We start from the raw sequence: 12428 nt of genomic DNA on the forward strand, positions 1-12428 counted from the left end.
GGTCACCGGGGCTCCGGCGTGTGCGGGTGAGGGGGCGCTACGCGTTACGCGGGCACCGAGGCCACGCCGGGGGCGAGGAAGTGCTTGCCGTTCACCCGCTCCGAGACGCCCTCACGGTCCAGGTACGGAGTGATCCCGCCCAGGTGGAAGGGCCAGCCGGCGCCGGTGATCATGCAGAGGTCGATGTCCTGCGCCTCGGCGACGACACCCTCCTCCAGCATCAGGCCGATCTCCTGGGCCACGGCCTCCAGGGCGCGGTCCAGGACCTGCTCCTCGGTCAGCACGGTGTCGCCGAAGGTCAGCAGCTCCAGCACCTCGGGGTCGAGGACCTGCTTGCCGTCCACCCAGGTGTAGAAGCCGCGCTTGCCGGCCTTGACCACCTTGCCGAGGTTCTCGGAGACGGCGAACCGCTCCGGGAACGCGCCGTGCAGGGTCTCCGAGACGTGCAGCGCGATGGCCGGGCCGACCAGCTCCAGCAGCACGATCGGGGACATCGGCAGGCCGAGCGGCTCGACGCCCTTCTCGACGGTGGCGATCGGGGTGCCCTCGTCGATGATGGTCTGGATCTCGCCCATGAAGCGGGTCAGGATCCGGTTCACCACGAACGCCGGGGCGTCCTTGACCAGCACCGAGGTCTTCTTCAGCTTCTTCGAGACGCCGAAGGCGGTGGCCAGCGAGGCGTCGTCGGTCTGCTCGCCGCGGACGATCTCCAGCAGCGGCAGGATCGCGACCGGGTTGAAGAAGTGGAAGCCGACGACCCGCTCGGGGTGCTTCAGCTTCGAGGCCATCTCGGTGACCGACAGCGAGGAGGTGTTGGTCGCCAGCACGCAGGTCGGCGAGACCACGTTCTCCAGGTCCGCGAAGACGGTCTGCTTGACGCCCATCTCCTCGAACACGGCCTCGATCACGAAGTCCGCGTCGCCGAAGGCGGCGGCCTTGTCGAGCGAGCCGCTGACCAGGCCCTTGAGACGGTTGGCCTTGTCCTGGCCGATCCGGCCCTTGCCGAGCAGCTTGTCGATCTCGGCGTGGACGTAGCCGACGCCCTTGTCGACGCGCTCCTGGTCGATGTCGGTGAGGACCACCGGCACCTCCAGACGGCGGGCGAACAGCAGCGCCAGCTGCGAGGCCATCAGACCGGCGCCGACGACGCCGACCTTGCTGACCGGGCGGGCCAGCGACTTGTCCGGCGCGCCGACCGGGCGCTTCGCCCGGCGCTGCACCAGGTTGAAGGCGTAGATGCCGCTGCGCAGCTCGCCGCTCATGATGAGGTCGGCCAGGGCCGCGTCCTCGGCGTCGAAGCCGGCCTGGAGGTCGGAGTCCTTGACCTGCTGGATGATGTCCAGCGCCTTGTAGGCGGCCGGCGCGGCGCCGTGCACCTTGGCGTCGGCGACCAGGCGGCCCCAGGCGACGGCGTCGTCCCAGGCCTTGCCGCGGTCGATCTCCTCGCGCTCGACGACGACGTCGCCCTTGAGGACCTTGGCGGCCCACAGCAGCGACTGCTCCAGGAAGTCGGCCGGCTCGAAGATCGCGTCGGCGATCCCCAGCTCGAACACGTCCTTGCCCTTGAGCTGCTTGTTCTGGTTCATCGAGTTCTCGATGATGACCTTGATCGCCTTCGAGGGGCCGATCAGGTTCGGCAGCAGGGTGCAGCCGCCCCAGCCGGGGACGAGGCCCAGGAAGACCTCCGGCAGCGAGAACGCCGGGACGCCCGCGCTGACCGTGCGGTAGGTGGCGTGCAGGCCGACCTCGACGCCGCCGCCCATCGCCGCGCCGTTGTAGAAGGCGAAGGAGGGGACGGGCAGCGCGGCGATCCGCTTGAAGACCTCGTGGCCGCCCTTGCCGATGGCCAGCGCGTCCGCGTGCTCCTTGAGCAGCTCGACGCCCTTGAGGTCGGCGCCGACCGCGAAGATGAACGGCTTGCCGGTGACGGCGACGGCGACGACCTTGCCCTCGGCGGCCTCGGCCTCGACCTGGTCCAGCGCGGTGGACAGCTTCAGCAGCGAGCCCGGGCCGAAGGTGGTCGGCTTGGTGTGGTCGAAGCCGTTGTCCAGGGTGATCAGGGCCAGCTTGCCGGCCTGCAGCGGCAGGTCCAGGTGGCGCACGTGCGCGGTCGTGACGACCTCGCCGGGGAACAGCTCGGCGCCGTGCTGCAGCAGCTCAGTGGTGCTCGTCATGTTCACTTACCACCCTCGAGCTCGGACGACTTTTCCGCTCCGCTCCAGTGCGGGTTCTCCCAGATGACGGTCCCGCCCATGCCGAAGCCGATGCACATCGTGGTGAGGCCGTAGCGGACGTCCGGGCGCTGCTCGAAGCGGCGGGCCAGCTGGTTCATCAGGCGCACGCCGGAGGAGGCCAGCGGGTGGCCGAAGGCGATCGCGCCGCCGTACGGGTTGACCCGCTCGTCGTCGTCCGCGATGCCGTAGTGGTCGAGGAAGGACAGCACCTGGACGGCGAAGGCCTCGTTGACCTCGAAGGCCTGGATGTCGTCGATGGTCAGACCGGCCTTGGCCAGCGCCTTCTCGGTGGCCGGCACCGGGCCGATGCCCATGACCTCGGGCTCCACGCCCGCGAAGGCGTAGGAGACCAGGCGCATCTTGACCGGGAGGCCGAGCTCCTCGGCGACGTCCTCGGCGGCCAGCAGCGAGGCGGTGGCGCCGTCGTTGAGGCCGGCCGAGTTGCCCGCGGTGATGTTGCCGTGCGGGCGGAAGGGGGTCTTCAGACCGGCCAGGCTCTCCATCGTGGTGCCCGGGCGCATCGGCTCGTCCACGGTGGCCAGGCCCCAGCCGGTCTCGCCGACCTCGGGGTTGGTGTTGCGGATCGAGATCGGTACCAGGTCGGGCTGGATGTCGCCGTTGGCGTACGCCTTGGCGGCCTTCTCCTGCGAGCGCACGGCGTAGGCGTCGCAGCGCTCCTTGGTCAGGTGCGGGAACCGGTCGTGCAGGTTCTCCGCCGTCATGCCCATGAACAGGGCGGACTCGTCGACCAGCTTCTCGGAGACGAAGCGCGGGTTCGGGTCGACGCCCTCGCCCATCGGGTGGCGGCCCATGTGCTCGACGCCGCCGGCCACGACCACGTCGTACGCGCCGAAGGCGATGCCGCCGGCGGTGGCGGTCACGGCCGTGAGCGCACCGGCGCACATGCGGTCGATCGAGTAGCCGGGGACGGACTTGGGCAGGCCGGACAGCAGGGCGGCGGTGCGCCCGATGGTCAGACCCTGGTCGCCGATCTGCGTGGTGGCCGCGATGGCGACCTCGTCGATGCGCTCGACGGGCAGGTTCGGGTTACGGCGCACGAGCTCCCGGATGCACTTGACGACCAGGTCGTCGGCGCGCGTCTCGTGGTAGATGCCCTTCGGGCCGGCCTTGCCGAACGGGGTGCGGACGCCATCGACGAAGACGACGTCCCTCACGGTACGAGGCACGGGGGCTCTCCTCCCAGGGACCAACATTTGAGGTGGGCAGGCTGCCGCCGGTGAAGACCCGAGCGGCGCCGCTTCACCGTCATGCTACCGGTCGGTAACCAACCTGCCCAGGCCTCACGGAGGGTTCACCCCGTGTGTCCCGCGACACGTCCGACCGGCGGAGTTCGAAAGACGGACCCCGAATACGCCGAAGGGGGTGTCGTCACGAGGACGGCACCCCCTCCGGACGCGCTCCAGGTCAGTCCTGGGCGGCCGCGGCCTCGGCGAACGCGGCGGCCACCACCGGCGCCACCAGGTCGACCTGCCACTGCCGGGCGCCGAGCCGGCGCAGCGCGGCGGCCACGCCCGCGGCGGCCGGATCGGCCGGCGGCTCCCAGGAGACCCGGCGCACCAGGTCCGGGGTGATCAGGTTCTCGGCCGGCAGGTTGTGCCGCTCGGCGAGGTCCGCGACCGCGGCGCGCGCCCCGGACAGCCGGGCGGCGGCCACCGGGTCCTTCTCGGCCCAGGCCCGCGGCGGCGGCGGCCCGTCGTGCGGCGCGGAGGCCGGCGGCAGCTGGTTCTCCGGGACCTCCCGGCCCCGCTGGACGGCCGCCAGCCACTGCTCCAGCTGGCGCCGGTGCACCCGCGGCCCGAAGCCCTGGACGCCCTGCAGCGCGGCGATGTTCAGCGGCATGGCCAGTGCGGCGTTGACGATCGCGGCGTCCGAGAGCACCCGGCCCGGCGAGACGTCGCGCTCCTGCGCCAGCCGGTCCCGGGCCAGCCACAGCTCGCGCACCACGGCCAGCTGGCGGCGCCGGCGGACCTTGTGCAGCTGCGAGGTGCGGCGCCACGGGTCGGTGCGCGGAGCCGGGCGCGGTGCGGCGGCGATCGCCGCGAACTCCTCCAGGGCCCAGCCGAGCTTGCCCTGGGCGTCCAGCTCCTGTTCGAGTGCGTCGCGCAGCTCGACCAGCACCTCGACGTCCAGAGCGGCGTAGCGCAGCCACGGCTCGGGCAGCGGGCGGGTGGACCAGTCGACCGCGGAGTGCTCCTTGGCCAGGCTCAGCCCGAGCACGCTCTCGGTCATCGGCCCGAGGCCGACCCGGGCGAAGCCGGCGATCCGCCCGGCCAGCTCGGTGTCGAACAGCTGCCGGGGTCTCATGCCGACCTCGGCCAGGCAGGGCAGGTCCTGGGTGGCCGCGTGCACCACCCATTCGGTGTCGGCGAGGGCGTCGCCCAGGCCGCTGAGGTCGGGGCAGGCGATCGGGTCGATCAGCGCACTGCCGGCGCCCGCACGGCGCAGCTGAATGAGGTACGCGCGCTGCCCGTAGCGGTAGCCGGAGGCCCGCTCGGCGTCGACGGCGACCGGTCCGGTGCCCCCGGCGAAGGCGGCGACGGTGGCGGCCAGCGCCTGCTCGTCCGCCACGACGGGCGGGATCCCCTCCTTCGGTTCGAGGAGCGGGACCGGGGCTGCTTCTTCTGGGATGGCTGCTACGGCGTCGGTCACCCACCAAGGGTACGACGGTCCTCGCGGCCGGGAGTGTTGTCGGACTGGTCAGACCGGGTCCGTGACTATGCCACGGGGCCCGGGCGGTGGCCGAGGGGCACGGCTACGGCGGCCGAGGAGGAAACGTTCCTCCTCGACCGCCGTGGCGGGTCCGTCCGAGGACTCAGTGGATGATGCCGGTGCGCAGCGCGACCGCGACCATCCCGGCGCGGTCGCCGGTGCCCAGCTTGCGGGCGATCCGGGCGAGGTGGCTCTTGACGGTGAGCGCGGACAGGCCCATCGCCACCCCGATCGCCTTGTTCGACTGTCCTTCGGCGACCAGCCGCAGCACCTCGACCTCACGGCCCGACAGCTCGCGGTAGGCGGACTGCTGTGTGCCCGGCGCACCGGGCGCACCGGGGGCTCCGTGGGTTCCGTGGGCGCCCGGCGCACCCACGGCGCCCGGCATGCCCGGCATGCCGGGGCGGCGCATCCGCCCGGCCAGCCCGGCGGCGCCGAGCGGCAGACCCGGGCGGCCGGGCATCGCCACGTTGGTGCGGGTGCCCGTGACGACGTATCCCTTGACGCCGCCGGCCAGCGCGCTGCGGACGGCGCCGATGTCGTCGGCGGCGGACAGGGCCAGGCCGTTGGGCCAGCCCGCGGCGCGGGTCTCGGCCAGGATGGTCAGGCCGGAGCCGTCCGGCAGGTGTACGTCGGCGACGCAGATGTCGCGCGGAGTGGAGACCCGGGGGCGGGCCTCGGCGATCGAGGACACCTCGATCACGTCCCGGACGCCGAGCGCCCACAGGTGGCGGGTGACGGTGTTTCGGACACGGGGATCGGCGATGACCACCATGGCGGTGGGCTTGGTCGGCCGGTAGGCGACCACGTTTGCGGGGTGCTCAAGAAGGACCGACACCAGGCCTCCTGCGGGGAGTGGCGGACGGAACCCCGAGGGGGCGGTCGGAGTGTTCCGCGTTCGGAAAGGGTCACAGTCTGCTTCGGCAGCTACCGTGCCCGGCTTTAGCGAAAGATCACGATCTAGTGAGTAACAATACGGACAAATCGCGCATATGAGTGATACGACCCGTCCTGAATTCGCACAAAATCGATCAGATCTGGTGCTGATCGGTCGGTTTCAACCGGTTAATTGACCCAGAGCGGGTTCGAAGTCACACTCCGTCAGCCCTGGGGGTGGCATCGGGGCGGTCGGGGCCGCCCGGCCCGGTGCGCCACTCCTCAGTGCGAACGAGGACGCCGCCGCGCGGGCATCGGGACCACCCCACCGAGTGACGGCACATCGGCCGGCGCCTGCGGGGCCGGCGCGGCCGGCGGCAGGCCGGCGCTGATGCACAGCAGGTCCCCCCAGGCCGCCAGGTGCCGCTCGAACCGGCCGTCGGCCGGCGTCCAGGAGGCCCGGATCTCGATCTCGGTCGAGGACGGGCGGTCCGCCAGCCCGCCGAAGTACTGCGAGGCGCAGTGGCTCACCGTGCCGGACGGCTCCGCGTACCCGGCCCCGTGCGCCTGCAGCGAGTCCAGCAGCCAGGCCCAGCCGACCTCCGAGAGCATCGGGTCGCCGGCCATCTCCGGCTCCAGCTCCGCCCGGGTCATCGTCACCACCCGGAACTCCCCGTTCCAGGCCTCCTGCCCGGCCGGGTCGTACAGCAGCACCAGCCGGCCGTCCGCCAGTTCCTCGCCGTCCACCTCCACCGAGGCGGTCACCGCGAACGCGTACGGGGCCAGCCGGCGCGGGGCCGGCGCGGGGGAGAGCTGGATCTCGGGCCGCAGACGTGCTCCGTCGAGGGCCTCCACGGCGGCCCGGAACTCGCTCGGAGCCCCCTCCCGACCTGTTCCGCCACCTGCTCCGCCACCCTGCGCGGGGTGCCCGCCGACCGCTGCCATGACCCGAAGACTAGGTCGAAAACCGCGGTTAAGGCCGCAACTTCCGTCCGAGCGGCGTGCCGGAACGGCAAACCCGGCCAGATCTTGGAGGAACCGACGAGACCGGCCGGGAGGAGCGCCCCGAGGCGCATGCGAAGATTTGGACCGTGAGCGAGACTACGGCAGACACCACGGCGGCCACCCCCGACGGCAGGCCCACCCCCGCGCGCCGCGGCGCCGCGCACGACTCCGCGTTCCTGCGCGCCTGCCGGCACGAGCCCGTGCCGCACACCCCGGTGTGGTTCATGCGCCAGGCCGGCCGCTCGCTGCCCGAGTACCTGAAGGTCCGCGAGGGCATCCCCATGCTGGAGTCCTGCATGCGGCCCGAGCTGGTCAAGGAGATCACCCTCCAGCCGGTCCGCCGGCACAAGGTGGACGCGGCGATCTTCTTCAGCGACATCGTGGTGCCGCTCAAGGCCGTCGGCATCGACGTCGAGATCAAGCCCAACGTCGGCCCGGTCATCGCCGACCCGATCCGCACCGCCGAGGACCTCAAGCGGCTGCGCCCGCTGGAGCCCGACGACGTCCCCTACATCACCGAGGCCGTCGGCCTGCTGGTGGACGAACTCGGCGAGACCCCGCTGATCGGCTTCGCCGGCGCCCCCTACACGCTGGCCAGCTACCTGGTCGAGGGCGGCCCGTCCAAGAACCACGAGCACACCAAGGCCATGATGTACGGCCAGCCCGAGCTGTGGGCCGCCCTGGTCGACCGGCTCGCCGACATCACCTCCACCTTCCTGAAGGTGCAGATCGAGGCCGGCGCCTCGGCCGTCCAGCTCTTCGACTCCTGGGTCGGCTCGCTGGCCCCCGACGACTACCGCCGCTCGGTCATGCCGTCCAGCACCAAGGTCTTCGACGCCGTCGCCTCCTACGGCGTGCCGCGGATCCACTTCGGCGTCGGCACCGGCGAACTCCTCGGCCTGATGGGCCAGGCCGGCGCGGACATCGTCGGCGTCGACTGGCGGGTGCCGCTGAACGTCGCGGCCGAGCGCGTCGGCCCCGGCAAGGGCCTCCAGGGCAACCTCGACCCGGCCGTGCTGTTCGCCCCCACCAAGGTCGTCGAGACCAAGGCCCGCGAGGTGCTGCACGCCGCCCAGGCCCTCGGCACCAGCGGCCACATCTTCAACCTCGGCCACGGCGTCCTGCCGTCCATGGACCCGGACGCCCTCTCCCGCCTCGTCGCCTTCGTCCACGAGGCCAGCGCCCGCTGACCCCGGCGGCGTGCCCCCTCCCGACCGGGCGGGGGCACGCCGTGCTCAGTCCTCGCTCAGTCCTCCGCGGGCCCTTCCCGCGGGCCGGACTCCGGGGGCAGCGCGGTCGCCGGGCGGCGCCGGCGCCGCAGCCGGTACACCAGCGCCGCCGGGACGCCCAGCACCAGCAGGAACGGCGCCACCGCCGCGAGCCCCACCGCCAGGGCGCGCACGATCGCCACCAGCACGTGCCAGCCGCCGCCCAGCGCGGAGCCGACCGACGCCCCGAAGCCCTCGCCGCCGCCCTTCGGCGGTGCCGGGGTGGGCGTCGGCGAGGCGGCCGCACGGCGCACGTCCAGCGTGACGGTCGAGAGCGAGGTCTTGCCGGCCAGCTCCTTCTGCTGCTTCTGGAGCGACTCCAGGTCGGCCTCCCGGCGGCTCAACTCGGCCTCCAGCGTGGTCACCTCGCTCAGCGACTTCGCCTGCCCCATCAGCGCCCGCACCCGCTCCACGCTCGCCTGCTGGGTCTGCACCCGGCTCGCCACGTCCGCGACCTGCTGGGTCAGATCGTCCGCCTGGCTCCTGCGGGACACCACCTGGCCCAGCGCGGCCAGCTGGTCCAGCGTCTGCTGGTAGGCGGCGGAGGGGATCCTCAGCGTCAGCTGGCCGCCCGCCTCGCCCCCCGCCGTGCTCCCCGGCCCGCCCTCCACCGCGCCGGAGACCGACTCGGCGCCGACGTAGCCACCCGCGGCCGCCGTCAACTCCCGGGCCTTCGCCAGCACCTGGGCGACGTCCCCGGTCCGCAGCGTCAACTGCGCGGTGTACGCGATCAGCCGGTTGTCCGCGACCGGCTGGGCACTCGCCCCCGCCGCCGGAGCCGTCCCGGCGACGCTCGGCGCGGCCGCCGGTGCCGCCGGTGCCGCCGGGGCGACGGCGTCCGCCTTCGCCGCCTCCCCCGCCCGGCCCGCACCGCCGGCGCTGCACGCCCCGACCAGCAGCACGCCCGCGGTCGCTACCGCCAGCGCCCCCGCTCCTGCCCGTCTCCCCATTCCGAAGCCCTCCCCAAGTCCGCTGTGAGATCTGCCCATTGGACGAAGGAACGCCCCGAGCGGACCCCGCCGGGAGGTCGCGACTCGATCACAGCTCGGCAGCGGACCGGACAACCTCGACGCCCGCCCGCCGCAGCAGCGCCGCCGTCACCCCGTCCCCGGGGCGCAGCTCCCCGGTGAACGTCCCGTCGTACACCCGCCCGCAGCCGCAGGACGGGCTGCGCGCCATCAGCACCGCCCGCCGCGCCCCCGCGGCGTCGGCCGCCGCCAGCGCCGCCCGGGCCCCGGCCACGAACTCCGCCGTACAGTCCGCGCCCGTCGCGTCCACCACCCGGGCCCGCCCGTCCAGCACGTCCGCCCCGTCCCCGCCGACGATCTCCGCCGCAGGGCGCGGGGTCGGCAGCCCGCCGGCCCCCTCCGGGCACACCACCACCGCCCGCCCCGCCTCGACCAGCCCCACCACGTCCGGCGAGGCCTTCGCCCGCCCGTCGTACCGGCACGGCACCCCGGCCAGACACGCACTCACCACGATCGGTTCCATAGCACACAGCCTAGGCAGCGGCTCGCAGGGCCTCGGAACTCGCTATCTTGGGAGCATGAGCGAGCTGCCGGACTGGATGTACGCGCCCAGAGACGAGGGCTGGTTTGCCGATGACCTCGACCACCTGCCGCAGGCGCCGCGCCACACCGAACTGATCGATGGGGCACTGGTCTTCGTGATGTCTCCGCAGCGCTGGTGGCACGGTGAAGTTGTCGACAACCTGAAGATGGCGCTGATTCCCCAGGTCCCGGAAGGGGTCAGGGTCGGGCGGGAGATGTCGATCAAGCTCGACAGGCGGAACCGTCCCGAGCCGGACGTTCTCGTCGTCAAGGCCAATTTCGAGAGAAAGCGCACGCAGTTCACTCCTGATGAAGTCCTGCTCGTCATCGAGGTCGTCTCGCCTGAGTCCGTAGACCGTGACCGTTTCGTCAAGGTCCGCAAGTATGCCGAGGCAGGGATCCCGCACTACTGGATCGTCGAGGAGGAAGAGGGCGGTCGGCCAGCCGTACACGTCTACGAGCTGGACCAGGCGACCTCGGCGTACGTGCCCGCCGGGATCTTCCGGGAGTCGTTGGAGCGCCCGGTGCCGTTCCCGATCATGATCGACCTGAACGCGCTGGCGGATTGAGGGCCCGGTGTAAAGACCTGCGAGACTGCGAGGCATGTCGGATGCACAGGTCGTCGTCGTCGGTGGTGGGATCGCGGGGCTGGCTGCGGCCGCCTTTCTGAGCGGGGCCGCCGGGGGGCCGGTGCGGGCGCGGGTGACGTTGCTGGAGGCGTCTGAGCGGGTCGGCGGGAAGCTGCGGGGCGGCGAGGTCGGCGGGGTCCGGGTGGACCTGGGGGCCGAGTCGATGCTCGCGCGGCGGCCGGAGGCGGTGGAGCTGGCACGGGCGGTCGGGCTGGGCGAGGAGTTGGAGCCGCCGACCACCGCGAAGGCCTCGATCTGGACGCGGGGCGCACTGCGCCCGCTGCCGGGCGGGCAGGTGATGGGCGTCCCGGGCGACCTGGACGCGCTGGCGGCCTCCGGAGTGCTCACCGCCGCGGGGCTGGAGCGGGCCAGGCACGAGGGCGCCACCGAGGTCGGGGACGACGTGGCGATCGGCCGCTACGTCGCCGACCGGCTGGGCCAGGAGGTGGTGGACCGGCTGGTCGAGCCGCTGCTGGGCGGCGTCTACGCCGGGCGGGCCGAGGAGATCTCGCTGCGCGCCGCCGTGCCGCAGCTGCTGGCGATCGCGCGGGGCGGCGGCTCGCTGGTCGACGGGGTGCACGAGCTGGCCTCGCGGCCGAAGGTGGTCGGCACACCGGTGTTCCAGGGCCTGCGCGGCGGGCTCGGCACCCTGCCGGAGGCCGTCGCTGCCGCCTGCCGGAAGGCGGGCGTGGACCTGCGCACCGGTACGCCGGTGGACGGGCTGCACCGCACCCCCGGGGGCTGGCGGGTGGTGACCGGCGACGGCGAGGTGCTGCACGCGGACGCCGTGGTGCTGGCCGTCCCGGCGCCGGCCGCGGCCCGGCTGCTGCGCGCGGACGCGCCGGCGGCGGCCGCCGAGCTGGACGCCGTCGAGTACGCGGGCATGGCGCTGGTGACCCTGGCGTTCCGCCGGGCCGACCTGGCGGAGCTGCCGGCCGACAGCGGGTTCCTGGTGCCGCCGGTGGACGGGCGGCGGATCAAGGCGTCGACCTTCTCCTCCAACAAGTGGGGCTGGCTGGAACGTTCCGCCCCGGACGCGTTCCTGCTGCGCACCTCGCTGGGCCGCTACCGCGAGGAGGAGGCACTGGAGCTGCCGGACGAGGAGCTGGTGGCCCGGTCGCTGGCGGACCTCCGGGAGGCGATCGGCCTGACCGCCCGGCCGTACGACACCGCCGTCTCGCGCTTCCGGGCGGGCCTGCCGCAGTACCCGGTGGGCCACCTGGACCGGGTGGCCCGGGTCCGGGCGGCGGCGGCCGGGGTGGGGGGACTGGCGCTGTGCGGCGCCGCGTACGACGGGGTCGGCATTCCGGCCTGCATCGGCTCGGCGGCCGCCGCGGTGGCCGCCCTCGACAAACTGTTGACCCCGGCAACCGGGGAAGGTTCCACGGAGAGGACAATGGGCGCATGACTGAGACCGTTGAGCGGCAGCCGGAGCAGCAGCCCGAGAAGAAGAAGGCGCGCGACCTGAACCAGGTCATCCGCTACACCATGTGGTCGGTGTTCAAGCTCAAGGGCACGCTGCCCGAGGACCGGACGGCGCTGGCCGCCGAGGTGGACGAGCTGTTCGCCCAGCTGGCCGCGAAGGACGTGACGGTGCGCGGCACGTACGACGTGTCCGGTCTGCGCGCGGACGCCGACCTCATGGTCTGGTGGCACGCCGAGGACTCGGACGACCTGCAGGAGGCGTACAACCGCTTCCGCCGCACCGGTCTGGGCCGTCAGCTGGAGCCGGTCTGGTCCAACATGGCGCTGCACCGCCCCGCCGAGTTCAACAAGTCGCACATCCCGGCGTTCCTCGCCGACGAGCGCGCGCGCGACTACGTCTGCGTGTACCCGTTCGTCCGCTCCTACGAGTGGTACCTGCTGCCGGACGCCGAGCGGCGCGCGATGCTCGCCGAGCACGGCCAGATGGCCCGCGGCTACCCGGACGTGCGGGCCAACACGGTGGCCTCGTTCGCGCTCGGCGACTACGAGTGGCTGCTCGCCTTCGAGGCGGACGAGCTGCACCGCATCGTCGACCTGATGCGCGACCTGCGCCCCTCCCGGGCCCGGCTGCACGTCCGCGAGGAGGTGCCGTTCTTCACCGGCCGCCGCAAGCCGGTCAGCGAGCTGCTCAACGGCCTGGCCTGAGTTCCG

At 72.9% G+C, this 12428-nt stretch carries 11 protein-coding genes; 4 read left to right on the forward strand and 7 right to left on the reverse strand.

Annotated features, from left to right (window positions below):
• Positions 1-44: 44 nt before the first annotated feature.
• From AB0O82_RS05220 to AB0O82_RS05240, 5 genes are all read right to left on the reverse strand, one after another.
• Complete coding sequence (locus tag AB0O82_RS05220; RefSeq protein ID WP_363580380.1) at positions 45-2174, reverse strand: 3-hydroxyacyl-CoA dehydrogenase NAD-binding domain-containing protein; 2130 nt, start codon at positions 2172-2174, stop codon at positions 45-47.
• A gap of 2 nt (positions 2175-2176) precedes the next feature.
• Complete coding sequence (locus AB0O82_RS05225; protein ID WP_363580382.1) at positions 2177-3421, reverse strand: acetyl-CoA C-acyltransferase; 1245 nt, start codon at positions 3419-3421, stop codon at positions 2177-2179.
• Between the two features lie 238 nt (positions 3422-3659).
• Positions 3660-4904: an HRDC domain-containing protein gene (locus AB0O82_RS05230; RefSeq protein ID WP_363580384.1), complete on the reverse strand. Its 1245-nt coding sequence runs from the start codon at positions 4902-4904 to the stop codon at positions 3660-3662.
• A 163-nt stretch (positions 4905-5067) separates the two neighbouring features.
• Positions 5068-5802, reverse strand: coding sequence for a response regulator transcription factor (locus AB0O82_RS05235; protein WP_063349472.1), 735 nt, complete (start codon positions 5800-5802; stop codon positions 5068-5070).
• Positions 5803-6122: 320 nt separating this feature from the next.
• Entirely contained in the window at positions 6123-6785 is a 663-nt protein-coding gene (locus tag AB0O82_RS05240) for a DUF3000 domain-containing protein (RefSeq protein WP_363368843.1), read from the reverse strand.
• 236 nt (positions 6786-7021) lie between these two features.
• On the opposite strand from AB0O82_RS05240, the gene hemE reads away from it, so the two are divergent.
• On the forward strand, positions 7022-8035 hold the full coding sequence (hemE, locus tag AB0O82_RS05245; protein WP_244293679.1) for a uroporphyrinogen decarboxylase: 1014 nt from the start codon (positions 7022-7024) through the stop codon (positions 8033-8035).
• A gap of 56 nt (positions 8036-8091) precedes the next feature.
• Here the strand turns inward: hemE and AB0O82_RS05250 are convergent, their stop codons facing one another.
• On the reverse strand, positions 8092-9063 hold the full coding sequence (locus AB0O82_RS05250) for a DUF4349 domain-containing protein (protein ID WP_363580386.1): 972 nt from the start codon (positions 9061-9063) through the stop codon (positions 8092-8094).
• A gap of 88 nt (positions 9064-9151) precedes the next feature.
• Positions 9152-9604 carry a DUF523 domain-containing protein gene (locus AB0O82_RS05255; RefSeq protein ID WP_363580388.1) on the reverse strand — a complete coding sequence of 151 codons (453 nt, stop codon included), beginning with the start codon at positions 9602-9604 and terminating at the stop codon, positions 9152-9154.
• Positions 9605-9659: 55 nt separating this feature from the next.
• Between AB0O82_RS05255 and AB0O82_RS05260 the strand changes: the two genes are divergently transcribed.
• From AB0O82_RS05260 to hemQ, 3 genes are read left to right on the forward strand one after another with little or no spacing between them, the layout of a single operon-like run.
• Positions 9660-10232 carry a Uma2 family endonuclease gene (locus tag AB0O82_RS05260; RefSeq protein WP_363580390.1) on the forward strand — a complete coding sequence of 191 codons (573 nt, stop codon included), beginning with the start codon at positions 9660-9662 and terminating at the stop codon, positions 10230-10232.
• Between the two features lie 34 nt (positions 10233-10266).
• A complete protein-coding gene (gene hemG / locus AB0O82_RS05265) occupies positions 10267-11700 on the forward strand; it encodes a protoporphyrinogen oxidase (RefSeq protein ID WP_363580392.1) in 1434 nt (477 codons plus the stop codon).
• A complete protein-coding gene (hemQ, locus tag AB0O82_RS05270) occupies positions 11697-12422 on the forward strand; it encodes a hydrogen peroxide-dependent heme synthase (protein WP_363580394.1) in 726 nt (241 codons plus the stop codon). Before hemG ends, hemQ begins: the two co-directional genes overlap by 4 nt.
• Positions 12423-12428: the final 6 nt, after the last annotated feature.

The organism is Kitasatospora sp. NPDC088264 (assembly GCF_040685715.1).
Classification (GTDB): domain Bacteria; phylum Actinomycetota; class Actinomycetes; order Streptomycetales; family Streptomycetaceae; genus Kitasatospora.

Excerpts from the sequence above, each read along its gene's own strand:
- AB0O82_RS05250 (WP_363580386.1), bottom strand. The coding sequence starts at position 9,063 with ATGGGGAGACGGGCAGGAGCGGGGGCGCTGGCGGTAGCGACCGCGGGC.
- AB0O82_RS05255 (WP_363580388.1), bottom strand. The coding sequence starts at position 9,604 with ATGGAACCGATCGTGGTGAGTGCGTGTCTGGCCGGGGTGCCGTGCCGG.
- AB0O82_RS05260 (WP_363580390.1), top strand. The coding sequence starts at position 9,660 with ATGAGCGAGCTGCCGGACTGGATGTACGCGCCCAGAGACGAGGGCTGG.
- AB0O82_RS05240 (WP_363368843.1), bottom strand. The coding sequence starts at position 6,785 with ATGGCAGCGGTCGGCGGGCACCCCGCGCAGGGTGGCGGAGCAGGTGGC.
- hemQ (WP_363580394.1), top strand. The coding sequence starts at position 11,697 with ATGACTGAGACCGTTGAGCGGCAGCCGGAGCAGCAGCCCGAGAAGAAG.
- hemG (WP_363580392.1), top strand. The coding sequence starts at position 10,267 with ATGTCGGATGCACAGGTCGTCGTCGTCGGTGGTGGGATCGCGGGGCTG.
- AB0O82_RS05220 (WP_363580380.1), bottom strand. The coding sequence starts at position 2,174 with ATGACGAGCACCACTGAGCTGCTGCAGCACGGCGCCGAGCTGTTCCCC.